At 39.7% G+C, this 25,395-nt stretch carries 24 protein-coding genes and 1 riboswitch; of the genes, 7 read left to right on the plus strand and 17 right to left on the minus strand.

The window, feature by feature from the left end; all coding sequences use genetic code 11:
* Positions 1–23 precede the first annotated feature (23 nt).
* Together gorA and V6E90_RS07800 are read right to left on the minus strand one after the other, a co-directional pair.
* The gene (gene gorA / locus V6E90_RS07795; RefSeq protein WP_332605018.1) at positions 24–1,376 is read right to left on the minus strand and encodes a glutathione-disulfide reductase; all 1,353 of its coding nucleotides are present in this window, start codon (positions 1,374–1,376) and stop codon (positions 24–26) included.
* Positions 1,377–1,535: 159 nt separating this feature from the next.
* Positions 1,536–2,780 (minus strand): alkane 1-monooxygenase, encoded by a 1,245-nt coding sequence (locus V6E90_RS07800; RefSeq protein ID WP_332605019.1) that lies wholly within the window; start codon positions 2,778–2,780, stop codon positions 1,536–1,538.
* 189 nt (positions 2,781–2,969) lie between these two features.
* Here V6E90_RS07800 and V6E90_RS07805 point away from each other — a divergent pair, with 189 nt between their 5' ends.
* Positions 2,970–3,902 (plus strand): AraC family transcriptional regulator, encoded by a 933-nt coding sequence (locus V6E90_RS07805; protein ID WP_032860438.1) that lies wholly within the window; start codon positions 2,970–2,972, stop codon positions 3,900–3,902.
* Positions 3,903–3,951: 49 nt separating this feature from the next.
* Here the strand turns inward: V6E90_RS07805 and lpxA are convergent, their stop codons facing one another.
* The 12 genes from lpxA to rimO form a co-directional block, all read right to left on the minus strand.
* Positions 3,952–4,740: an acyl-ACP--UDP-N-acetylglucosamine O-acyltransferase gene (gene lpxA, locus V6E90_RS07810; protein ID WP_016540266.1), complete on the minus strand. Its 789-nt coding sequence runs from the start codon at positions 4,738–4,740 to the stop codon at positions 3,952–3,954.
* Entirely contained in the window at positions 4,737–5,222 is a 486-nt protein-coding gene (gene fabZ, locus V6E90_RS07815) for a 3-hydroxyacyl-ACP dehydratase FabZ (protein ID WP_004653316.1), read from the minus strand. Before fabZ ends, lpxA begins: the two co-directional genes overlap by 4 nt.
* Before the next feature lie 6 nt (positions 5,223–5,228).
* Positions 5,229–6,299, minus strand: a complete 1,071-nt coding sequence (gene lpxD, locus V6E90_RS07820; RefSeq protein WP_065343848.1) for a UDP-3-O-(3-hydroxymyristoyl)glucosamine N-acyltransferase — start codon at positions 6,297–6,299, stop codon at positions 5,229–5,231.
* A gap of 3 nt (positions 6,300–6,302) precedes the next feature.
* Positions 6,303–6,803, minus strand: a complete 501-nt coding sequence (locus tag V6E90_RS07825) for an OmpH family outer membrane protein (protein WP_016540269.1) — start codon at positions 6,801–6,803, stop codon at positions 6,303–6,305.
* Positions 6,804–6,845: 42 nt separating this feature from the next.
* Positions 6,846–9,362 carry an outer membrane protein assembly factor BamA gene (gene bamA / locus V6E90_RS07830; protein ID WP_332605020.1) on the minus strand — a complete coding sequence of 839 codons (2,517 nt, stop codon included), beginning with the start codon at positions 9,360–9,362 and terminating at the stop codon, positions 6,846–6,848.
* Positions 9,363–9,398: 36 nt separating this feature from the next.
* A complete protein-coding gene (gene rseP / locus V6E90_RS07835; protein ID WP_065343846.1) occupies positions 9,399–10,754 on the minus strand; it encodes an RIP metalloprotease RseP in 1,356 nt (451 codons plus the stop codon).
* A gap of 5 nt (positions 10,755–10,759) precedes the next feature.
* Positions 10,760–11,956, minus strand: coding sequence for a 1-deoxy-D-xylulose-5-phosphate reductoisomerase (ispC, locus tag V6E90_RS07840; RefSeq protein ID WP_262756569.1), 1,197 nt, complete (start codon positions 11,954–11,956; stop codon positions 10,760–10,762).
* Positions 11,957–12,781 carry a phosphatidate cytidylyltransferase gene (locus tag V6E90_RS07845; RefSeq protein WP_004653309.1) on the minus strand — a complete coding sequence of 275 codons (825 nt, stop codon included), beginning with the start codon at positions 12,779–12,781 and terminating at the stop codon, positions 11,957–11,959.
* A 2-nt stretch (positions 12,782–12,783) separates the two neighbouring features.
* Positions 12,784–13,533 carry a polyprenyl diphosphate synthase gene (gene uppS, locus V6E90_RS07850; RefSeq protein WP_332605021.1) on the minus strand — a complete coding sequence of 250 codons (750 nt, stop codon included), beginning with the start codon at positions 13,531–13,533 and terminating at the stop codon, positions 12,784–12,786.
* Positions 13,534–13,540: 7 nt separating this feature from the next.
* Positions 13,541–14,095, minus strand: coding sequence for a ribosome recycling factor (gene frr, locus V6E90_RS07855; protein ID WP_004653307.1), 555 nt, complete (start codon positions 14,093–14,095; stop codon positions 13,541–13,543).
* Positions 14,096–14,172: 77 nt separating this feature from the next.
* Positions 14,173–14,901 (minus strand): UMP kinase, encoded by a 729-nt coding sequence (gene pyrH, locus V6E90_RS07860; RefSeq protein ID WP_004772000.1) that lies wholly within the window; start codon positions 14,899–14,901, stop codon positions 14,173–14,175.
* Between the two features lie 50 nt (positions 14,902–14,951).
* The gene (gene rimO / locus V6E90_RS07865; RefSeq protein WP_005270747.1) at positions 14,952–16,295 is read right to left on the minus strand and encodes a 30S ribosomal protein S12 methylthiotransferase RimO; all 1,344 of its coding nucleotides are present in this window, start codon (positions 16,293–16,295) and stop codon (positions 14,952–14,954) included.
* A gap of 328 nt (positions 16,296–16,623) precedes the next feature.
* On the opposite strand from rimO, the gene glnL reads away from it, so the two are divergent.
* From glnL to V6E90_RS07890, 5 genes are all read left to right on the plus strand, one after another.
* Positions 16,624–17,733: a nitrogen regulation protein NR(II) gene (glnL, locus tag V6E90_RS07870; RefSeq protein WP_016540275.1), complete on the plus strand. Its 1,110-nt coding sequence runs from the start codon at positions 16,624–16,626 to the stop codon at positions 17,731–17,733.
* A complete protein-coding gene (gene glnG / locus V6E90_RS07875) occupies positions 17,720–19,213 on the plus strand; it encodes a nitrogen regulation protein NR(I) (protein ID WP_016540276.1) in 1,494 nt (497 codons plus the stop codon). The genes glnL and glnG overlap by 14 nt, the downstream gene beginning before the upstream one ends.
* Before the next feature lie 142 nt (positions 19,214–19,355).
* The gene (locus V6E90_RS07880) at positions 19,356–19,997 is read left to right on the plus strand and encodes a TetR/AcrR family transcriptional regulator (RefSeq protein WP_016540277.1); all 642 of its coding nucleotides are present in this window, start codon (positions 19,356–19,358) and stop codon (positions 19,995–19,997) included.
* 112 nt (positions 19,998–20,109) lie between these two features.
* A complete protein-coding gene (gene argF, locus V6E90_RS07885) occupies positions 20,110–21,030 on the plus strand; it encodes an ornithine carbamoyltransferase (protein WP_016540278.1) in 921 nt (306 codons plus the stop codon).
* Between the two features lie 145 nt (positions 21,031–21,175).
* Positions 21,176–21,700: a protein tyrosine phosphatase family protein gene (locus tag V6E90_RS07890; protein ID WP_016540279.1), complete on the plus strand. Its 525-nt coding sequence runs from the start codon at positions 21,176–21,178 to the stop codon at positions 21,698–21,700.
* On the opposite strand, the gene ispF is transcribed toward V6E90_RS07890, so the two are convergent.
* On the minus strand, positions 21,688–22,179 hold the full coding sequence (gene ispF, locus V6E90_RS07895; RefSeq protein ID WP_332605022.1) for a 2-C-methyl-D-erythritol 2,4-cyclodiphosphate synthase: 492 nt from the start codon (positions 22,177–22,179) through the stop codon (positions 21,688–21,690). The genes V6E90_RS07890 and ispF overlap by 13 nt on opposite strands.
* A 98-nt stretch (positions 22,180–22,277) precedes the next feature.
* On the opposite strand from ispF, the gene V6E90_RS07900 reads away from it, so the two are divergent.
* On the plus strand, positions 22,278–22,925 hold the full coding sequence (locus tag V6E90_RS07900; RefSeq protein ID WP_016540281.1) for an A1S_1983 family putative colistin resistance protein: 648 nt from the start codon (positions 22,278–22,280) through the stop codon (positions 22,923–22,925).
* Positions 22,926–22,969: 44 nt separating this feature from the next.
* Here the strand turns inward: V6E90_RS07900 and V6E90_RS07905 are convergent, their stop codons facing one another.
* Together V6E90_RS07905 and V6E90_RS07910 are read right to left on the minus strand one after the other, a co-directional pair.
* On the minus strand, positions 22,970–24,214 hold the full coding sequence (locus V6E90_RS07905; protein WP_332605023.1) for a D-amino acid dehydrogenase: 1,245 nt from the start codon (positions 24,212–24,214) through the stop codon (positions 22,970–22,972).
* Positions 24,215–24,396: 182 nt separating this feature from the next.
* A riboswitch (glycine riboswitch) is annotated at positions 24,397–24,486 on the minus strand.
* A gap of 138 nt (positions 24,487–24,624) precedes the next feature.
* Positions 24,625–25,116 carry a hypothetical protein gene (locus V6E90_RS07910; protein ID WP_065343841.1) on the minus strand — a complete coding sequence of 164 codons (492 nt, stop codon included), beginning with the start codon at positions 25,114–25,116 and terminating at the stop codon, positions 24,625–24,627.
* Between the last annotated feature and the right edge of the window lie 279 nt (positions 25,117–25,395).

The following is a 25,395-nucleotide window of genomic DNA, read 5'->3' on the forward strand; positions in this document are numbered from 1 at the left end:
GAAATGACCACACAGATAAGACACTAGCGCATGGTGACAAACTCTTCGGCTGAGGTTGGATGAATTGCAACTGTATTATCAAAGTCTTTCTTGGTTGCCCCCATTTTTAAGGCAACAGCAAAACCTTGTAAAATTTCATCCATCCCAAAACCTATGCCATGGATACCCACAATTTTTTCATTATCCCCCACACAAACCAATTTCATTTTGGTCGGTTGGCGATGTTGGGTAATGGCACTATACATGGCAGTGAATGAGGAGTTATAGACTTTGACCGCCTGCTGACCATATTGTTCAATTGCCTCTTTCTCAGTGATCCCCACCGTTCCAATCGGTGGATGGCTAAACACCACGGTTGGAATATTGTCGTAGTCTAAATGCTCATCTGGTTTCTGATTGAAGAGTCGTTCAGACAGTCTACGTCCAGCGGCAACCGCGACCGGTGTCAGTTCCATTTTCCCTGTAATATCCCCGACAGCATAGACACCTTTTTGTGAGGTATTCTGGAATTTATCGACTTGAATATAACCACGATCATCAAGCTGAACATTCGCTTTGTCCAAGTTTAAACGTGCAGTATTGGGTTCTCGACCCGTTGCCCAGATCAGACAATCTACGCTATGGCTTTCACCATTTTCTAAATGCAGTACCACGGAACCATCCACATTTTTTGTGACTTTTTCAGGTACGGCTTGGGTATGTACAGTGATGCCATCGGCTTGCATGACCTCAACCAAAGTTTCACTTAAAAACGAATCAAAACGTCTTACAGGTAAATCTTTACGAATAAACAATCCAACCTGAGAACCTAAAGCGTTCAGCACACCCGCCAATTCAACCGCAATATAACCTGAACCAATCACGGCTGTGGTTTTTGGTAAAGCAGTCAGTTCAAAGAAACCATTTGAGTCAATCCCATATTTAACACCTTCTATATCAGGTAATGAAGGCTGTGTCCCTGTTGCAATTAAGATATGATCCGCTGTGAATCGCTCACCGTTGACTTCAATGGTATTTTTATCAATAAAATAAGCAGATCCCTGAATAAGATCAACATTATTCTTGCTTAGGCTATTTTGATAAGATTGATGAATTCGATCAATATAGGCCTGCCGATTCTTGATCAAAACCTGCCAATCAAATGACTCAACTTTACTGTTAAAGCCATAATCAGGCCCATACTTTTGAATTGACTCAGCTACATGAGCTGCATACCACATGACTTTTTTAGGAACACAGCCTACATTGACACATGTTCCACCAATCTCTGCTTTTTCGATCAATGCGCATTTTTTGCCATACATTGCCGCACGATTAACCGATGCAATTCCGCCGCTACCACCACCTATTGCAATATAATCATAATGTTTTGTCATCATCGCCTCATAAAATTGATTACAAGATTATTTTTAAGTTATACATAGGTATACAGCAAGAAAATTTAAAATCCTTACTTGGTTAAAGTTTTAATACAAGAAAATAAAAAGGCACTGATGATGACTCATCAGTGCCTTACTTTTGGGAGGCTTCTTGGATTATTCAGCAGTCGCGGCTTCAATTTGAGCTTGCTGCAAAGATTGATCGACTACACCAAATTTCTTAAACAGTTTTGCACGACGTTTTGGGAAAATATTGGCTTTGTTTAAATCACCTTTGTAGTGATCAAAGACACGCTTATCCATCATTTTTGACCATAGTGGTGGAATTAATGCAGGTAATAACATACTTGCATAACCACTTGGCAATTCAGGCGCTTCATCAAAATGACGTAATGCTTGGAACGGACGTGTCGGATAAGCGTGATGATCAGAGTGACGCTGTAATTGATACAAGAATAAGTTAGTCACAATATTATTATTGTTCCAGCTATGTTCTGGCATGGTCCGCTCATACTTACCATTCTTATCTTTCTGACGTTTTAAACCATAGTGCTCGATATAGTTAATAATCTCAAACAAGCTAATGCCATAGAATGCTTGAGTCGCTAAATAAGGAATAACCCCTTTACCAAACAAACCGACCATCGATGCATGAAAAGCTGCACTCATGCCCCAACCTTGCAAGAGTTCATTTTCAGTTGACCAAAATTCTTTACCTTTACGTTTTAAACGATTGGTTTCAATCTCAATGGCTGATTTAAAAGAACCAATCACGGTACGTGGCCAGAACTCGTAGAATGTTTCACCCATTTGTGAAGATGCTGGATCTTCAGGTGTCGCAGCACGTTTATGGTGGCCATAAGGATGTTCAATTCGGAAATGATTATAACCTGTTGGCACGAGGGCTAAATGCGACAAAATATGGTCAATACGATCATGTTTATGACTCAACTCATGTGCAGTGTTGATCGCAATTCCATTGATGGCACCCATTGAAATACCAAGAAAAATCTTATCAAGAAACGATGTTTCTTTACGGCTGGTTAAATAACACGCATACACATTAGCCGCATATTGCAATGGAATAAAGCTTTTCACCAAACGCGAATAGTACGGATCTTTCTCAAGAAGTCGAATATCTTCATCAGTTGGGTTATTGGCATCTTTACCAATAATGGTATCAATCGTCGGAATGACGATGTGTAAAACGATTGGGCCACCTAAAGCGAAGATTTTTTTCAATGGGCGCGGCGCAAATTGATAAGCTGCTAAAATCCCAATTCCGATTACAGGCAAAGCTGGGCTAATGGCCCATAAATAACGTTTACGATCCAACTCCGTTTTTGACTTTGGAATGCTTACTGGCGTAAGTTCTTGTTCAACATTTACTGGCGCATTCATCATCATATCCATGTCTTTGTATATATATACATATTTTCAAGAATTATGGCTTTCATGACAGTTGCAAGCGTCCAAAAAAGCTATGTCAAAGTCTTTGGCATCATCCACCCTGTTTTTGTCCTAAAAACACATATTGAGTTATTGGCACAGCTCTCTATAATTTAAATGAATACATCGTTAAAAAATCATATGGATGCTTTAAGTAAAATATTTGCTGATATTCATTTAAATCACACTGAATATCTCTACTTGAAAACTCAAGGAGAATGGAGTTTTATCTGCCAAGATCAAACCGCCTTAATTGTTCATATTGTTTTAGTTGGTTCTGTTTTTATTCAAATTGACGCGCACAATAGTTTAACTGCACATGCTGGTGAAATTGTGGTTATTCCATCTGGCAAAGCACATACAGGTGCAGATAATGCGATTACCAAACTGGTTGATGCTGTTGATATTTCAAAGTTTTTCAATGGTCATAAAGAAGATGCTATTGAGTTCGGTACACACTCATCCGAAAAAAATCTGATTCTAACAATACGTTGCCAAATTGACACCATTATGGCCAAGCCTTTTATTCAGGCTTTACCATCAATTATCCATCTTCAACATGGAGATACCAATGCACCTGAATGGCTGCAAATCGGCTTACACTTTTTGGCCTTAGAAACCCAAAATATCCAGGCAGGTCGCGATATTATTATTGATCATCTGGTGAATATCTTATTGATCAAATGTATTCGAGATCATATCCAACAGATCTCGACTCAACATGGTTGGCTCAGTGCACTCAACCATCCTGAACTGAGTAATAGCCTTGCTGCAATCCATAATCATCCTGAAGATGCTTGGACAGTTGAATCATTGGCAGAACAATGCTGTATGTCACGCTCAAAGTTTGCCAGCCTCTTCCATGAAGTAATTGGTGAGTCTCCTCTCGCCTACTTACAACAGCATCGTATGCGTTTAGCCAGCCAGTATCTACGTAAAAGTAATTATTCTGTACAACAAATTGCCAATAAAGTTGGCTATTCTTCAGAAACAGCGTTTAGTCAGGCATTCAAGCGAACCTTTGAACACTCTCCGAAGCAATATCGTCAGCAGTTTATTGAACAAGAAAGTTAAAGTTATAAAAAAAGACACCGCGGTGTCTTTTTTCTTTTCTGCTCAGTTATTAACGCACAATACCGCGTGTTGATTGTTCTAAAGAATCAATAAACAGTTGCGCTTCAGGTGTTTTTACTAGAATTTCATTACGAATTTGTTCAATTGCCTGTTCTGTCGTTAGACCAGATTTGTAGATCAGCTTATACGCTTCTCTTAAACCTTGAATGGTATCTCTAGACCAGCCCTTACGACGCATTCCTTCGATATTCATACCAAAGGCACGTGCAGGATTACCAGAAGCCATAATATAAGCAGGTACATCTTTAAGAATTAAAGCAGCTCCGCCGATCATGCTATAAGAGTCAATCTTACAGAATTGATGAATACCAGCATTTCCACCAACAATCACGTGGTCGCCAACATGAACATGCCCAGCCACACCGACATTATTTGCAAAAATATTATGATTGCCAATAACACAGTCATGTGCAATATGTGTATTCACCATTAATAGGTTATGGCTACCAATCTTGGTCAAACTATGATCCTGAACGGTACCGCGATGCAAGGTACAATGCTCACGAATCGAATTATGATCACCAATTTCTAACCAAGTTTCTTCGCCTTGATATTTTAAATCTTGGCAAATTTCACCAATACTCGAGAATTGGAAAATATCATTATTTTTACCAATTCGCGTAAAACCACCAATAACAACATGTGAATGTAATTTTGTACCAGAGTCAATACTTACATTTGGACCTACAATACAATAAGGACCAATTTGTACATCAGAAGCGATTTCTGCAGACGGGTCAATAATTGCTGTAGGATGTATTAAATTTTGACTACTCATGTCTGCTCTATTTTCTGGTGGGAAATAATAATCTCTGCTGTCGCGGCAACCTTGCCATCAACACTAGCGGTACAATTGTACTTGTAAATGCCACGTTTTTGCATCACAAGTTCAGATTTTAAGATAAGCTGGTCACCCGCAACAACTTGTTTTTTAAATCTGATTTTCTCAGCACCCGCAAAAAGAAACAAAGAACCTGCTTTTGGCTTTTGATTGGTAAGTACAAAACCCAATATACCAGAAACTTGTGCTAGGGCTTCAATGATCAGCACACCCGGCATAATTGGATAAGTTGGAAAATGCCCTTGTAAAAACTCTTCATTAATCGAGACGTTTTTATAACCGACAATACTATTCTCAGTTACTTCTGTAACACGATCGACTAATAAAAATGGATAACGATGCGGTAAATATTCACGAATCGTAAGAATATCCATGGGTAATTCAGGCATTGTAAATGCTGGAGATGTAGACTCAGTCATAATAAATTATTTACGTAACTTAAAGGTTGATTCAAGGGACTCTAATTGAGCTTGCATATGATCAAGCCTTTTAGTGATTTGGGTCAATGGCACATCTGCTAATTGTCTCAGACGGACAATTGTCTTTTTCCAATGACTATTTTCAAACAAACCCATCCCAGAAGAATACGTTCCTGGCTCAGAAATATTTTTTGTGACCATTGACATTGCTGTAAGTGTGACATTATCAGTAATTTCAAGGTGTCCAACCACGCCTGATGCGCCACCCATGATACAGTTTTTGCCAATTTTCGCACTTCCTGCAATTCCGCAATTTGCAGCAATCGCAGTGTTCTCTCCAATTTGGACGTTGTGAGCAATTTGCACAAGGTTATCAATAATGACACCATCAGCCAAAATCGTATCGTCCAATGCGCCACGATCAATACTACAATTTGAACCAATTCGAACATCATTTCCAATACGAACTGAACCCAATTGAGCAATACGATGCCACTTGCCCTGATAAGGCGCAAAACCAAAACCTTCTGACCCAATCACAGTATTCGCATGAATACGAACACGATCTTTTAGTTTAGCCGCCCCTGTAATGGTGACATGTGCATCAATAAAGCAATCTTTACCAATCTCAACATGATCATCGAGAAATGCATGCGCTTGAATAATGGTATTGTTCCCCACCACACAATTTTCACCGATCACCACATAGTGCCCGACATAAGCATCATCAGCAATGATTGCTGAAGGATGAATCTGGGCTGTACGTTCAATACCGCGTTGAGTTATCTTTTTTTCAAATACATGGGTTAAGGTGGCAAAAGCCAGATAAGGATTATCAACAACAATAAAATTTTGTTTACTTGTAAGTTGTTGTTTGAGGGCCGCGGTGACAATGTACACACCAGCATGGCTTGCTTCGGCTTGCGCCAAGTATTTCTCACCATTCACAAAACAGATATGTTGTTTTTGCGCATGTTCCAAACTTGCCAAATTAGAAATTTGAAAGTCTTTTTCACCGAAATGCTCACCTTGAACAAGGTGAGCAATTTCTTCTAAACGATAAGTACGTCTATTCATTGATTATTTAATAGCATTAACCTTTTGAATCATTTTATCAGTTAAATCATACTGAGCGTCAGAGGCAATCGTAGAATTTTTATTCAAAATAAAGTCTAAGTTGTTCTCTTTACGCAATTGTTCAGCAGCTTGCTTCACACGAGACTCAAAAGTCGTATTCATTGCCTGTAAACTTGACTGAACTTTCGTCTGTAAACCTTGTTGAGTCGAATTAAACTCACTAAGCTTTGATTGATACTGAGCAGTCAGCTTCTGAATATCCGCTTGATTCATTTTTTGACCCTCAGTCTGTGCTTTTTGCTGTAAAGACTCGATTTCTTTACCCAATTGCTCAAGACGAGTTGAAGTTGGTTTGACTGACTGAGTGAGGCTAGCATTTTGCTGTTTCAGATAAGTACTGCTCTCAACAACTTTAGCCAAATCGACCACAGCAAGGCCAGCTGCATTTACTGAAGCAGAAACCGTGAAGCCTAAACCTAACATCAACATTGCTAATTTTTTCATTATTACATCCTTTATATTTTACAGCGCTAAACGAGGTCGCCCTTAGAAGGTACGACCGATTTCGAATTGGATAGATTTAGTATCATCGCCTTTTTTATCATTCAGCGGGAATGCATAACTCAGTGATAATGGGCCAATCATGGTAATCCATGTGAAGCCAACACCAACACTATAACGCATATTGCCAAAATCTAACTTGTTGTTATCTTTACAATATTGCTTAATATCAACTTCTTTACCATCAATTGTGACATTACCTTTTGGCACATCACACTGAGTATCAAACACTTGAGCACCTTCAGCAAAGAGTACTGGGCGTACCTGACGAGTCCAATCCCCTTTAAATGGTAAAGGAAGTGCTAATTCTGTACCAAATTGAACTAAAGCATTACCGCCCACTTCTTCGGGATCAAGGTCATTTTGCTTAGTTTCTTGGAAAATCACACTTGGATATCTTGGACCTAAAGAGCTGTTATCGTAACCACGTACTGAACCATAACCACCCGCGTAGAAGTTCTTATAGAATGGTAAATCATTACCATAACCTAACTTACCGTAGCCACGAAGTACAAAGCCGCCCCAAAGTGATTTAAAGGCTTGCGCGTCATAGGTCATTTTTTGATAGTCGACATCACTACCTGGTAAACCAATTTCCAAACCAACTCGGTGTGACATACCTGAAGTTGGGAAAATTGGACGGTTTAATGTGTTATATGACCAACCCAAGTTTAAATTATAGGTCAAGAATGTACCTTCGAAAGCATTATCATAATTGATCAGCTTTCCTTCTTGGCACTTACCTGTTAATTGACCTGTAGTTTGATCAGTTTCTAAGAACTCAGTTGGACAATAGCTACTGCTTCCAGTCGCTTTACCGCCATTTGCTAACAAATAATCACGAATATAAGTTGAAACACTTGGTCCCGTTCTGACTTTAGTTTGGTCAATCCCTAAAGATGCACTCAAGCTTTGATTTTCATCAATTGGATAACCAAAACTCAAGCTACCGCCAATACTATCCGTTACATAGTTGTTAACGTTATAGTCTTCATTTAACTTGGTTTTACGATAGTAAACGTTATAACCACGGCTCACACCATCAATGGTGAAGTATGGATCGGTAACACTTAAGTTATAGTAATCTTGTGTTTCAGAACGCGACAAGTCGATCGCAACACGATTACCTGTACCCATAAAGTTAGTCTGGCTTAAACCTGCTTGGAAGGTTACACCACCATTTTGCGAGTAACCTACTGCTAGCGTGGTCGTACCAGAATGTTGTTCTTCAACATTGACATTTAAATCTACTTCATCAGGCGAGTTCGGCACACGAACTGGCTTAACGTCAACTGTCTTGAAGAAACCTGTACGCTCTAAACGAACTTTAGAAAGGTCAATCTTCTCATTGCTTGCCAGCGCACCTTCCATTTGACGCATTTCACGACGTAACACTTCATCTGCAGTTTTGCTATTACCCGTGAAATTAATACGACGTACGGTGACTTGTTGGCCTGGGTTAATATAATAGTTTAGGTTAACGATACCCGTTTGGTTATTAATTTCAGGTACCACATTTACTTCAGCATAGTAATAACCAGCATTACCATATTTGCGGAGCAAAAGCTGTTTAACTGCATTGACTCTTTCTTGAGAATAGGTTTCACCATCTTTATAGAGCTTAAGCATTTGTAATTCTTCAGGCTTATATAGTGCATCACCTAAGAATTTTGTTTCGCCAAACTTAAATTGACTACCTTCATCGACTGAAACCTCAATAAAGATATGCTTTTTATCTTCACTGATGTTCAATTGAGAGTTGATGATATTAAAGTTGATATAACCTTTATTTAAATAGAGGGCACGTAATGCTTCTAAACTTGCAGCCATCTTTTCACGGGCATAGCGGTCATTACGGGTCACAATAGAAGCCCAACCACTTTCCTTCACTGCGAAGGCTTGTTTGATATCGCTGTCACTGAATACAGTGTTACCAATAATATTGATATCAAATACTTTAGCCGCTGTACCTTCATTAAAGTTCAGCTTTAACTCAACACGGTTATTTGGACGAGCAACCGTTTCAACCGTCACATCCGCATCATAACGGCCTTGCTGGGTATATTGTTGTTCTAGCTCAGTTTCAATGGTCTGTAATGCAGACTTCTTAAATACCTCACCTTCAGCAATACCCATCTTCTTCAAACCTTGTTCCAAGGCTTCTTTCGGAATGAGTTTATTGCCTTTGAATTCCAACTTTGAAATCACTGGACGTTCTACAACTCGGAATACTAAAACATCATTTTCTTTATATGTTTTAATGTCATCGAATAAACCAGAAGCATATAGCGTACGGATTGCCTCAGCAATCATTGGATCACTGACTCTATCGCCACTATTTATTGGTAACATAGAATAGATACTTGCAGGTGTTAAACGCACTAAGCCATCAATTCGTATATCTCGTGCAAGAAACTCATCTGCTGCGTATGCTTGTTGTACCACTGCCATCGCACTAACCAGTGCCAAAGGCATTAATAAATGTGTGTGACGCATGCCCATATATTTTCCAGTAAGTTAAATTCCATTTGCGTTTTTTTATAAACGCATGAAGTCGTTAAATAAAGCCAAAAGCATCATGCTACCGAGCAGTACCATACCAACTTTTAGACCAAACATCTGTATTTGTTCAGAAACAGGTTTACCACGAATTGCTTCGATAAAGTAATAAACTAAATGTCCACCATCCAGCATTGGAATCGGCAGTAAATTTAGAATCCCCAAACTCACACTCATCAAAGCCATGAATGAGATAAATGTTTGCCATCCCATTTCTGCGCTTTGACCAGCAACTTTAGCAATTGTGATCGGACCCGACAAATTATCCAAACCGATTAAACCACGCACCATTTTAATGATGGAGTTAAAAATCATGCCTGAAAGCTGTGTTGTCTTTTCAAATGCAACACCCAGCGCTTCGATAGGTGAATACTGTATGGTTTGTTTATAATCATTCGGGATCGTGATTTTACCAGCATCACTTTTCACACCAAGCATTCCCGTCGTATTGCCCATATTATCGCGTTGCCCTTGAGGCATCACTTGTAAATGAACCAATTGACCTTGACGCATCACATCAATATTTAAAAGTTTCTCTGGTGATTTTTGCACCACATCCACCACATCAAACCAATCTTTCATTGCAACATTATCAATTGCAACAATTTGGTCTCCCACTTTCATGCCTTGGCGTATTGCAGCACCATCTGCACTCAGCTCTTTCACCGTTGCAGGAATGACTGGACGATAAGGTAAAAAGCCCAATACATCTAAAGGTGATTGACTCTGATCTTTTAAAAATTCTTTGATCGGTAAACTAAACTGTTTCTCAGTCCCTGCACGATCAACAACAATAGAGACCTGTCCAGTTTCGCCCACACGATTAACTAAAGCATAATTTAGTTTTTCCCATGTTGATGTTGTTTGCCCATCCACCATCAACACCTTATCGCCAACATGTAAATCAACCTGCGCTGCTGGTGTATTTGGCATGACTTTGCCAATACGAGTATTGAGTTGATCTTGCGCTGGCAGGAACAGAATCCAAAACAAGAACACAGCAAAAATCAGGTTAATCAATGGGCCCGCAGCAACAATCGCAATACGTTTCCATGGAGATTGGCGGTTAAACGCATAAGGTAAATCTTGCTCAGCAACATTGCCCTCACGTTCATCCAACATCTTGACATAACCACCAAGAGGTAAAGCCGAAAGTTGATATTGGATACCAGACTTTTTAGATTGCCATTTCAGTAGTGTTGGACCAAAGCCGATGGAATAAACCAGCACTTTAACACCAAGTTTACGTGCAACCCAATAATGACCAAATTCGTGAATTGCGATCAGAGGACCAAGCAACAAAATCGCTGCAACAATCATAAATAGTGCATTCATACGATTTAGCCTCCTATATCCACAATATACTTTTCTGCAATTCGTCTTGCGATCATATCAGTCTGTAAAATGATGTCTATGTTTTCTGCTTTAGCATTTTGTACAGTTTGCAAGGTATTTTCGACCACTTGAGTGATCTGAGTAAATCGAATTCTTTGCTGCAAAAAAGCGGCAACTGCAATTTCATTTGCCGCGTTTAAAATCGTTGGTGCTAAACCACCTGCACGCATCGCCTGACGCGCTAAATCCAAAGCTGGAAACTTAACAAGATCAGGTGATTGGAAATTCAATTGAGCTGTCTCAAACAAATTCAATGCAGGAACATGCGTCGCTAAACGTTTTGGCCATGCCAATGCATGTGCAATCGGCGTACACATATCAGGGTTACCCATTTGTGCCAAAGTTGATCCATCCACATATTGCACCATGGAGTGAATAATACTTTGTGGGTGAACAACAACTGTAACAAAATGTTCTGATATTGAAAACAAATGACAAGCTTCGATCAATTCTAAGCCTTTATTCATTAAAGTTGCAGAGTCGACTGAGATCTTTTGCCCCATTGACCAGTTTGGATGTTTACATGCCTGTTGTGGCGTTACATCATGCAACTGTTCTAAGGAATGATTTAGAAAAGGACCACCAGATGCAGTCAGTAGAATCTGTGACACGCCCAATTGAGGCTGTCCCGTTCTTTCTGCATTTAAATAATCATGCGGTAAAGACTGAAAAATAGCATTGTGTTCAGAGTCTACAGGTAACAACAGTGCCTGATGCTCTTTAGCTGCCTGCATCATGATGTCACCCGACATCACCAATGCTTCTTTATTGGCAAGCAAAACCCGCTTACCCGCCTTTACTGCTGCCAATGTAGGAAGTAAGCCAGCCGCCCCAACAATTGCCGCCATCACAATATCAACATCAGCATGTGCAGCGATTGAGATTAAGCCTGCCTCATCGGTTAAGATTTCAATCTGTTTTAAATTTTCTTGATCGAAGCGTTGTTGCAACTCAAGTGCTTTATCATTTGGCACAACAACAATTTTTGGATGATATTTTTTACAAATTTCTAAAAGTTCATCTAAACGACTATATGCAGAGACTGCAAATACAGTGTATTGGTCTGGGTGTTGTTCCAATACTTTTAAAGTACTTTGTCCAATTGAACCCGTAACACCCAATATACAAACAGCTTGAGTCATTTAAAGATCTACACCAATAAGTTTTAATATATACATACCTGTTGCAAAAATCGGTGCAGCGGCAAGTAAGGAGTCAATACGATCTAACACACCACCATGTCCAGGCAGAACACGGCCAGAATCCTTGATTCCTGCTCGGCGTTTAATCATTGACTCAAACAAGTCACCCAATACCGAAGCAAACACAGTAATAATTGAAAGAATTAAGAACAGAATAAGCTGTATTGCAGTTAAATTTAAATAGGTATACTGCACAACCAACATGATAATCACAGTTGTCGCGATACCACCATATAAACCTTCAACAGATTTATTGGGGCTCACAAAAGGTGCAAGTTTCTTCTTACCGAATTTACGCCCTACAAAATATGCACCACTATCCGCGCCCCAAACCAGGAGGAACAAATACATCAGCCACCATGGTGAGCTATGCCAAACAGCATAAAGCGCGGTGACTGCGGCAGAAATCAGAATAAACCCAACGATATGTAAGGATGCATTATACCAACTATCAGATTCGGGAAAATTCTTTACCCAATAGATACTGCCCAACCAAGTGAGAATAGAGGCAGCCCAGAGTAAAAGTGCTACATCATCAAAAAATAATGCCAGTGTCGCTACTGCTGCAACCGCGCCACCATAAATCCAAGCTTTAGGTTTTGATACCGGTGATGTTGCACGAGGCATAAGCTTAAACCACTCATAACCTGCAACCCCCGCGGCTAAAATCATAAGCATAAACATTGGATAATGTGATTGCGTTGCAAACATGCAACTTAAAACAACAGCAACTAACACCAATGCGGTAATAATCCGCTCTAACATTATTAATTCTCTATTTTCGCTTGTTGAATCTGTTCCGACGTTTTACCAAAGCGTCTTTCACGTCCTGAAAAAACACGAAATGCGTAATCCAACTCTTTTACAGTAAATTCTGGCCACAAAGTATCGGTAAAATACAATTCGGCATACGCAGCTTGCCATAACAGGAAGTTAGACAAACGGTAATCTCCACCTGTACGAATTAACAAATCAACAGCTGGAAGATCATTTAGACTGACATATTTATCAAATAAATCAACATTTATCTGATCTGCTTGAAGTTTTCCTGCAAGTACATCTTGAGCAATGTTTTTTGCAGCCTGCGCCATATCCCACATACCACCGTAACTAATCGCAATTGTTAGGGTCATGGAATCAAAAGCGGCCGTTTTTTGCTCAGCGAGTTGCATTAAATCACGCAATTCATTTGACAACCGAGAACGATCACCAATAAAACGCAGCGCGATATTAAATTGCTCCATACGAGGCAATTGCTCATGAATTGTTTCTTCCAACAATCTCATTAGCAAATCAACTTCGTATTGTGGACGATTCCAATTTTCACTTGAAAATGCGAAAACGGTTAGCGCACGAACACCTTCTTTTTTGCAATGTTCAACAATCGGATCCAAGACATTTTTGCCTTCCCGATGTCCATCGCCTTTTTGCATTTGCTTTTTTTTGGCAAAACGATTGTTGCCATCCATAATGATGGCAACATGTTGAGGAAGAAGCGCTTCTTCTTGCAAGGTCATAATAAAATCAGACCTTCATCAATTCTGCTTCTTTCGCTGCAAGACGCTTATCAACTTCTGCAACATATTTATCCGTAATTTTTTGAATATCATCTGATGCACGACGATCATCATCTTCAGAAATTTCTTTTTCTTTCAATAATGCTTTGAGATCACCCAATACATCACGACGAATATTACGAATTGCAACTTTGGCATTTTCAGCTTCAGCACGCGCAACTTTTTGCATATCACGGCGGGTTTCTTCTGTTAATGCAGCCATTGGTACACGGATTGCATCAGCAGTGATAGGATTTAATCCCAAACCTGCTTCACGAATTGCTTTATCAATCGCAGCAACCATCGAACGTTCAAATGGTTGAACCAACAAGGTACGCGAATCTTCAAGCCCGATATTTGCAACTTGATTCAATGGAACATCAGAGCCGTAGTAAGAAACCATCACACCATTTAAAATAGATGGGTGCGCACGACCTGTACGAACTTTAGCAAAGCCCAACTCTAAAGAGTCAAGCGATTTCTGCATACGCTGTTCGCTATCTTGTTTGAGATCGTTAATCATATGATCTTCCTTACTTATTCATTAGGTATTACAAAATATTTAGACATTAGTATAAAGAGCTTTATGACTCACGTACATTAATTCGTGACGTGAGTACCTTCTTTTTCGCCCATTACAACAGAAAGTAATGCACCAGATTTGTTCATATCAAAAACTTGTAGTGGCACATTGTGATCACGACATAAACAAATCGCGGTCAGATCCATCACACCAAGCTTTTCATCAAGCACTTGGTCAAAAGTTAAATTGTCATATTTAACCGCATCATCATATTTGCTTGGATCTTTATTATAAACACCATCTACTTTGGTCGCTTTCAAGATCAGGTTCGCCTCAATCTCAATACCACGTAAACATGCTGCTGTATCTGTGGTAAAGAATGGATTCCCTGTACCCGCAACAAATACACACACTTCACCTTGGCTCAAGTGACGGATCGCATCACGGCTTGAATATGGCTCAACCACTGTACCAATTGACAATGCTGACATTAAACGAGTTTTGATATTACGGCGCACCAACGCGTCACGCATTGCTAAGCCATTCATTACCGTTGCCAACATACCCATTTGGTCGCCTGTTACACGACCAACTAGGCCATCTTTCTGTAACTGGCTGCCGCGGTATAAGTTACCACCACCAACAACAATACCCACCTGCACACCCAAACCAACCAAGTGCGCAATTGAAAGTGACATTTGATCTAAAACTTGGGCATCAATACCCATATCTTTATTGCCTGCTAAAGCTTCACCCGAAAGCTTTAGCAAAATTCGTGCATAACGTGGATTTTTAGAAGCTGACATACTTTTACTCCAAACCGACCAATCTCAAATTTCTTAAATTTAATTCAACATCAAGCAGATTTAATCTGAATTAACTTTGCAAATAAATCGTATTCATCTGCATCGGTAATTTCGACTTCAAGCAGATCACCTGCTTTAATCACACTCTTATCAATATCTTCAACAAAAACATTGCCATCAATTTCTGGCGCATCTGCATATGAACGTGCAACTGCAACAGGGAATTCATCTTCCAAGCCATCCACAAGCACTGTCATTTTCTGACCGATACGCTTTTGTAATTTTGCCGCAGAAATCGCTTGCTGAACTTCCATGAAACGCTCATAACGATCTTGCTTAATTTCTTCTGGCACATGATCAGGTAAATCATTCGCAGTTGCACCTTCTACAGGCGAATACGTAAAGCAACCCACTCGATCAAGCTGAGCTTCTTTTAGCCATTCCAATAAAATCTGGAAGTCTTCTTCTGTTTCACCAGGGAAACCAACAACAAATGTTGAACGAATCACCAATTCAGGGCATTTTTCACGCCACAATTTAAGGCGCTCTAATGTGTTTTCGCTATGAGCTGGTCGCTTCATCAATTTTAAGATGCGCGGACTGGCGTGCTGAAAAGGAATATCTAAATAAGGTAGGATTTTACCTTGAGCCATCAAATCAATGGCAGCATCTACATGCGGGTATGGATAAACATAATGCAAACGCACCCAAATCCCAAGCTGACCAAGCGCTTCACACATGTCATAGAATTTGGTTTTAACTGGCTGACCGTTCCAGAAATCTAACTTGTACTTGGTATCCACACCATATGCTGAGGTATCCTGAGAAATCACCAAGACCTCTTTTACACCCGCACGTTTAAGCGCAGCTGCTTCATCCAACACCTTACCTACAGGGCGAGACACGAGATCTCCGCGCATACTTGGGATAATGCAGAATGTACAGCGGTGATTACAGCCTTCTGAAATTTTTAAATAGGCATAATGCTTCGGCGTTAAACGAACACCTTGCTCTGGAACTAAATCAATAAATGGGTTGTGTTTTGGTGGTGCAGGTACATATTCATGTACTGCTTCCATCACATCTTGATAGGCTGCCGCACCTGTTACCTTAAGTACATTGGGGTGCATTTGGCGAATTTTGTCTTCATCTTTACCTAAGCAACCGGTAACGATCACTCGTCCGTTTTCGCTCATGGCTTCGCCAATGGCATCTAAAGACTCTTGCACTGCAGATTCAATAAAACCACAGGTGTTAACAACAACCAAATCTGCACCGTCATAATCTGATGCAACCTGATAACCTTCAGTCTTTAACTGAGTTAAAATTCGTTCAGAATCTACCAATGCCTTAGGACAACCTAAAGATACAAAACCGACTTTGGGGGTCTTCATGAATCTGCGCTCCACTTGAATCGGCGTATTGTATGACTTTTCTTTGTCTACGCATAGCAGCAAAGCCATCTCTTTGTGTAATGCACCAAAATACGACCAAAATTTTAAACAAAATCTAACAACGCACCAATTTGAAGCATAATAAAATATTGAAATAAGCAGATGTATGTGAAAAATACCGTATAAATCGATTCTTTCAGATTTAAGTGATTGAAATTTAGTTAATACAAAGTTGGCTTGTATTTTGCATAAAGTACATTTTAGAAGTTAATGGCTCTTCATTAAAATTTATATTTATTGCGCCATTTTAAAACAGGACGATTCACAAATGGATCAACAGAACACTATCGACTATCGACTCTTAGTAGATAATCTGACAACTGCCATTTTATTGGTCGATAGTAAGCTTAATATTTTTTATTTAAATTCTGCTTGTGAAGCATTATTTGATATCAGCTTGTTACGCGCATCAGGTCAGCCGGTATTAAATTTGCTGCATGCACATGATGATACCTTCAATACGCAAGAAGCTTTGTTAAATACCTTAGAAAGTGGTCAACACTATACGCGACGTGAAGCAGTGATCAATGTGAATTTTAAACCTATTCATGTCGACTACACCGCTTCACAGCTCAATGCTGGTAAAAGTTATCACCCTTTACTCTTAATCGAACTTAATCCAATTGATCGGATGCTAAAAATTTCAAAGGAAGAAAACCTCGTTCAGCAACACCAAGTGGCTAGACAATTGGTTCGTGGTGTGGCACATGAAATCAAAAATCCTTTAGCCGGTATTCGTGGTGCAACTCAATTACTGGCACGTAGTTTAGGTGATGATAGCTATCGTGAGTTTACCGATATCATTATTAGCGAAGTTGATCGACTCACTAATTTGGCAGATACCATGCTTGGTTCTCGTCAATTACCAAGTTATGAACTCAGCAATGTGCATGAACCCTTAGAACGTGTTCGCTCACTCATCGCAAATCAAACCAAGAAAAAAATCAAGATTACCCGTGATTATGACTTGTCTTTACCCGATGTCATGGCTGATCGCGACCAACTGATTCAGGTCATGCTCAACATTAGTGTCAATGCAGTACAAGCCATGACCGAAAATAAAGAATTCTTTACAGATTCAGAGCCTGAACTGGTTTTAAGAACCCGAATACAACGCCTTGTTACGATTAATGGTGTATTAAATCGTTCAGCTGTCCGTATCGATATCGAAGACAATGGTCCTGGCGTTCCAGAAAGCATTCTCGAGTCAGTTTTCTATCCCCTCGTTACAGGTCGTGCCAAAGGCACAGGACTGGGTCTCAGTATTGCTCAAAATATTATGCATCAACATAACGGAATGATTGAGTGTCAATCAGTTCCAGGAAAAACCGTATTTAGCCTATATCTACCTTGGGAGTTAAACCATGTCACGAAATAAAATTTGGGTAATTGATGACGATCGTGCCATGCGTTGGGTACTTGAAAAAACCTTCAAAGAAGAAGGTTTTGATGTCACCAACTTTGAAGAAGCACAAACTGCATTGGAACGCCTACATGACGATGCACCCGATGTGATTTTAACCGACATCCGCATGCCAGGGATTGATGGTCTAACCTTCTTATCTAAGGTGAAGAACACACATCCCGACCTGCCTGTGATTATCATGACCGCGCACTCCGATTTAGAGTCTGCTGTATCAAGCTATCAAACAGGTGCTTTTGAATATTTACCTAAACCCTTTGATATTGATGAAGCCTTGGCACTAGTCAATCGTGCCATCTTGCATATCAATAAATTGCAACAACAAGAAGCAACCAAAACAGCCTCACCACTACAATCAACCGAAATTATCGGCGAATCCCCTGCAATGCAGGAAGTTTTCCGAGCAATCGGTCGTTTATCACAATCCCATATTACAGTGTTGATTAATGGTGAATCAGGTACAGGTAAAGAGTTGGTTGCTCATGCCTTACACAAACACTCGCCACGTCGCGCCAAACCATTTATTGCATTGAATATGGCAGCCATTCCAAAAGACTTAATTGAAACTGAGTTATTTGGACATGAAAAAGGTGCATTTACAGGGGCAAACACTCAACATCAAGGCCGTTTTGAACAAGCCAATGGTGGTACTTTGTTCCTCGATGAAATTGGGGACATGCCTTTTGAAACACAAACACGCTTACTCCGTGTTTTGGCAGATGGTGAATTCTACCGTGTCGGTGGACATATCCCCGTCAAGGTCGATGTACGTATTGTGGCTGCAACTCACCAAGATTTGGAAAAGCTGGTCAATGAAGGACGTTTCCGTGAAGACTTGTATCATCGTCTGAACGTGATTCGTATTCACATTCCAAAGCTGTCACATCGTAGCGAAGATATTCCAATGCTGGCGCAGCATTTCTTGGCTCGTGCAGGCAAGGAATTGGGTGTCAGCCCTAAAATCTTGCGTACCGAAACCACAGACTATATGCAACAACTGCCTTGGCCTGGTAATGTTCGTCAACTAGAAAATACCTGCCGCTGGTTAACAGTCATGATCACGGGGCGTGAAGTTTATCCAGAAGACTTACCGGCTGAACTTAAGCAAGCGTCTGTACATAAAACTAATGACGCACAAGCTGCATCAAATACCAGTCCTGCTTTGGTTGAACGTATTGCTGTACACCATTGGGATGAATTATTGGGTCAATGGGCAATTCAAAAGTTGAAAAATGGCGAAATGAAGATATTGGATATTGCTACACCCATGTTTGAACGCACTTTGATTAATGCTGCTTTACAACAAACCCGCGGTCGTAAACGCCATGCTGCCGAACTTTTAGGTTGGGGACGCAACACGCTCACCCGCAAGCTCAAAGAGCTCGGTATGGACTCGACCGATGACGAGGAAGACGAAGAAGTTCGCTCTGCTTAATGAGCAGCCATAAAAAGCGAATCCAAGTGATTCGCTTTTTTACTAAAATTGAGATGTTTTGAAACACACATCAATGTGATTACCATACAAGAGATATGGTTTTTGTTATACTAAGGAGGATCCCATTACTCCAAAGTAGATAATGACTGATATTTGCTATCCAAGCTGCGCCAAACCTCAAACTCGTCGTGGAGAAGAACGTCGTTTTGCCCTATTACTGTGCGCAACCGATTTGTTTTTAGAGAAAGGTTATGAAGCCGTGTCTTTGGATGACATCGTCAATCATGCAGGTGGTTCAAAAACATCCATCTATAAATACTTTGGTAATAAAGAAGGACTTTTTACCGCCATTTGTGATTACCGCAGGGAAGTGTTTTTCAAAGGTGTCTGTTTCCCGTATATTCCAGAAAAAAGCAATTTAAGAGACTACCTAACACAAACCCTACACCGCTTTTATCAACATATCATCCAGCCAGAAAACATTGCTTTTATGCGCATGTTTACCGAACAAACGCAGAAAGATGTCCAGCTTGCACATTACTTTTATGATCAATGTGCCCTTAACATTCAAAATACCATTGCCTTTGCATTAGAGCATGCTCACACCAAGGGAGAAATTTTTTGCGCCCAACCAAAGTTCTCCGCCATGATGTATTTCGGAACTTTGAGAGATGTTGAGTGGCGCAATCTAATGGGTTTAGACCTCTCTGAAAATGATGCAGAAATCATTGATTATATTAACTATTCCGTAGATTTATTTTTAAAAGCTCATCAAAAGGTCTAATTCTTTTGCATTTTCCCGAGCGTATAGTATAGTAGTCAATTCTTTTTTATTCACCACTCATCAAACAGCAATTAATTATTGTTTTTATTCAATAATTATTGTGGGAGTAGCTATGGCGCTTCGGCATTTCCTAACTTTACGTGACCTATCCTCATTAGAACTGCAACGCATTTTAGATCGTGCACAAGAACTTAAACGCATGCAACATAGCAATACGCTATACCAACCTTTTGCGGGTAAAGTTTTGGGAATGATTTTTGAGAAGTCGAGTACACGTACACGTATTTCTTTTGAAGCAGGTATTTGCCAGTTTGGTGGTAGTGCAATTTTTCTTTCACCACGCGATACGCAGCTAGGTCGTGGTGAACCGATTGAAGATTCTGCACGTGTGATTTCAAGCATGCTAGATATCGTCATGATCCGTACTTTCGGTCATGATATTGTAGAGCGTTTTGCATCTTACTCTACCGTTCCAGTGATTAATGGTTTGACTGATGATCACCATCCCTGCCAATTGCTTGCGGACTTGCAAACCTTCCAAGAGCATCGTGGCAGCATCGAAGGTAAAACAGTAGCTTGGATTGGTGATGGCAATAATATGTGTAATTCATATATTGAAGCCGCACACATGATGGGTTTTAAACTGAAAATCGCATCACCTGAAGGCTATGAACCTCAAGCAAGATTCTTAGCTGAATTTGCCGACTGCGTAGAAGTGTTTAATAAAGCTGAAGATGCAGCTGTGAATGCCGATCTGATTGTGACCGATGTCTGGGCAAGTATGGGACAAGAAGAAGAACAGAAACTCCGCGAAAAAGCTTTTTCCGATTTCCAAGTCAATGAAAAACTCATGGACTTGGCGCATCCTGATTGCTTATTTATGCACTGCTTACCTGCTCATCGTGGTGAAGAGATTTCAGAACATATGTTGGATCATAAAAATGCGGTCGTGTGGGATGAAGCAGAAAACCGCTTGCATGCTCAGAAAGCATTGATGGAATTCTTACTCAACGAGAATCTTAAAAAAGATTGAGTTGAATAAAAACAGCATCATTTGATGCTGTTTTTATTTGTGCGCTTTAAATTGAACACTGAAATAAAAACACTTATAGTAAGACAAGCCCTTTAGAATAAGTTTCTCACGATGTGAGAACTTCACTCAATACACAGCGGACGTTATGACTTCACTTGAACAAGCCTTATCTCAAATACCAAATTTTGCTTTGGTGCATGAGCATCTGTTTAGCTCTGCTCAACCGACTGCTGAGCAATTACAACACATTAAAGAATATGGTTGCAGCACAGTGATTAATCTTGCAACCAGCCAATCTGATCATCATTTGGCCAAGCAAGACCAGATCTGTTTAGATTTGGGGCTAAACTATATCCATATTCCAATTGGTTGGGATGTACCTTGTTCTGAGCAATGCCTGTTTGTTTTAGATCTGATCGATCATCTAGTCCAAAACGAAATCATTTGGCTACACTGCGATGACAATATGCGTGTCAGCAGCTTAATGTACCTCTATCGTCAATTCTATATGAATATTGATCTACCAACAGCCCAAGAGCTATTGCACCAAATTTGGGAACCCAATGAAACATGGACCGGCTTAATTCATAGCATTACTTTACAACTGCAAGGTCGTAAAGCAACGCAAGAACTCGAACAATCATTGATCAACAGCAATCATTTCGCTTGATGTGAGACCAACACAGTTGCGGTCGCCAAAATCCCTTCTTGGCGACCAGTAAAACCAAGCTTTTCAGTGGTTGTGGCTTTAATACTAATTTGAGTTACATCAACATCCAATACATCGGCAATACTTTGACGCATCTCTAAGTTATGTTTTGCCAACTTAGGGCGCTCACAAGCGATGGTAATATCAGCATTATTGAGTTGATAACCACGATCTAAAATCAATTGATAGACATGTTTAAGTAACAGGCGGCTGTCAGCGCCTTTGTACTCTGGATCTGTATCTGGAAAATGCTGTCCAATATCCCCCAGTGCCAAAGCGCCCAATAAAGCATCACTTAAGGCATGTAACACCACATCACCATCTGAATGTGCCTTTAAGCCGTGTGTATGTGGGATTCGAATACCAGCTAAGGTAACAAACTCACCTTCTTCAAATGCATGTACATCAATCCCTTGTCCAATACGAATTTGAGCAACCATATGATTTTCCTTTTACAATATACTGAACAAATCTTGTATTCAGGCTTTCTATTTCGCTATAGTACGTTGAGCAAATTAGACTGAAAGTATAAGTGATTATGCTGTTTAACACTGTAAGAAATCAATTAAAGAAAGCTGGTTACATCATCACATTGAGTTGTTTTTGCTCAACATTTGCCTATGCAGAAGCAATTGACTGCAGCAGCAATGATTTAAACGCTAAAAAAATCTGCTCTAAACAATATCAAGAGCAGCGTTTAAAGCTGAATGCCAAGTTTCTAACTGCCTATTTAGTAACAGATGCCCCACTACAGTTATTACATGACACCCAAAGCGTGTGGCTGAATCAGGTACAACAGTGCAAAAGTAAAAACTGCTATCAGCAGCAATTTGATGCGCGTTTGGACGATTTGAATTTTTACACCTCGATGAACCAAACATTGACACAGCATTATCTAAAATATGAACAAGGTAAGTTAGCCTCACAACCCGTTCATCTACAAATTCACCAACTGGATAAAGACAAACTTAAAATTGAAGGGACTGCTTATCGCAATCCGAATAACCGCTTAGAAACCCAAACACTTTCGTTACTGGCCTACAGTACGCCAGAGCAAAGAAATCAAATCATTGATAATGAAAAAAAATGCCAATATCAATTTGACTTCCAGAAAGCATTATTAATTATTAAATCCAAGCAGAAAGACTGTGACAGATTTACAGGGGTTTATCGTTTATACGATTAATCAAGATAAGAAAAAAGCCGATGTTTTAACATCGGCTTTTTGATTTAGTTTGGGTATTTTTGTGCAATTTCTTGGCTAATCAATACTGCTGTTGCTGCTGACAAAGTCCAACCTAAATGCCCATGTCCTGTATTATAAAACACCCGTGGTTGTTTGCCTTGTCTAACGACAGGTAACATATTCGGCATCATTGGTCGTAGGCCTGCCCAAGGTACAACATGCTCGGTGGAGATATCAAAGTTTTGGTTGACCCAATTAATTAAAGGCTGGATACGATCAGCACGAATATCACGATTATATCCATTAAATTCGGCTGTTCCCGCAATACGTAAACGATCTGCACCCAAGCGAGAAGTCACAATTTTTGCGCTTTCATCCAATAAACTTACCCAGGGTGCATTGTTTACACTACGTTCATCTTTAAGCTGCACAGTAATGGAATAGCCTTTTACAGGATACACATTCACATTATCCCCCAACATATCAGCGAGTTGATAGCTTCCTACACCACCACAAACCAAAACCAGATCAGCAATAATTTCAGTGATTCCATCCGCACTTGGATTGACATTTTCTGAGCTGTTTTTACAGTGAACAACCGCTTTATCATGGGTAAATTTAATATCCACCACATCCAGACCAAAACAGTATTTCACACCATATTGCTGTGTTCTTTCAGCCAATCCAACAGAAAATTTATGGATATCACCTGTCGCATCGCCCGCAGTGTAATAACCACCATAGTAGTCACCTGTTAATGTCGGCTCAATTGCTTTCATTTCTGCGGGTGTAATTGCATTTCGCTCTAACTTACCCTCAACCAAAACATCATTCACTTGCTTAGCAATTTGATAGTCTTCTTTGGTGTGGTACATATGTAAAATGCCACGTTTTTCCAGATCAAAAGCTATATTTTCTTTTTCCGCCACCTCAAACAAACGTTGCCTTGCCAATAGTGCTAAACGCACTGTTTCAATCGTATTGGCTTTATAGTTTTTAATATGGGTCAAAAACTCAACCAACCAACGATACTTATGTAGGCTAAATGAAGGGTTGAGCAATAATGGTGCATCTTTTTTACTCATCCATTTGATGCCTTTCAGCACCGTTGCTTTTTGGTTCCAAACCTCAGCATTACAGGCAGACAATTGCCCACCATTGGCAAAAGATGTTTCCATCGCTGGAAAAAGATGACGGTCAATTACGGTCACCTCATAGCCGAGTTTAATCAATTCATACGCAGACGTTACACCTGTAATCCCCGCACCAATTACAACTACATGTGGCATAGCAAACTCCTAGAAATGCATAACATTTCTTAATGCATAGCCCCATCTGTCATGGTACCTGAGAGTTTCGGCAGATGATTACCAATTAATCATTAAGCCTTCCCCTTCGGTGAGTGTTAATCGTAGAAGAAAAAAGTTGTTGTATATTTCTACAAGTTGAGCACTACTCTCCAGATTGTATTTCTATTATTACAGTCCTTCTGCCTGAGAGTTTCCGGGGTCGTTGCTCCTTCGGCGAGTTCATTGAAGAACTTCTCTCCCGCAATAATATTTATATCCTTATAAGCAATATATATGCCGCATAAAAATACAGACACTAAATTCTTGTAATTGTTTGTAGACGAAGATTTGTTCTATTTGACTCAGGGTTAATATCATAAAAAAAGCAGGCTAAAAGCCTGCTTTAATGCTTAAAACTTGCATTGCAAAATTTGATCTGAAAAATGTCCTTTCCAAAGCTCACGCAATGTTGGCAAATAGAATTTTTCTCCGATCATCACCAGTTCTGCATCAATCAGCGCATGAATCTCATGCATCAATACATAATCCAATGCAATCATGGACAACTGTGGCTGTGCTTGTGCAATCTGTTTCCGTTTTAGTTGCGCTTTTTTCACCAACTCATTGGCAAAATTTTTGTCTTTATAAGTCGTTATCGCACTTAAACGCAGCTCAATGATACCCCAACCTTCTAATAATTTTTTGAAAATTTCAAAGTCTTTAGACGTTGCTTCCCAAGTCACATTTTCCAAGTTATTGTCTTCGGGCAAAACGGGCAATAATAGATCAGCAGTACTTGGAAAAATTTTCTTTAAATTCAACAGAAACTTAACAGGATTTTCGTTTGGAAGATCAGAAAATTGGATGTTGGTTTTGGTATCTGTTAAATAGATATTGAGCATTAAAAAATCCTGAAATAAGACACTGTTTTGTATATTTAATTCAAATTTCGCAAAAACACGAAACACAAATAAAATTAAAACAGAATGGAATGATCATTTTAACAATTATCACGATTTATTCAATGTCGATTACTGCAATAGGTTTATTCACAAGCAGACAAAGAGGTTGAAAACCTTCATGACCCTCATTGGCCTATTCATAAATCAAACTTTTTACTTTTGATACATCCTAAGCTTAATCAACATAGTAGGCTTCACGTTAAGCAGATCATTAAAAAT

The sequence above is a fragment of the Acinetobacter sp. ESBL14 genome (assembly GCF_036668815.1).
Classification (GTDB): Bacteria; Pseudomonadota; Gammaproteobacteria; order Pseudomonadales; family Moraxellaceae; genus Acinetobacter; species Acinetobacter gyllenbergii.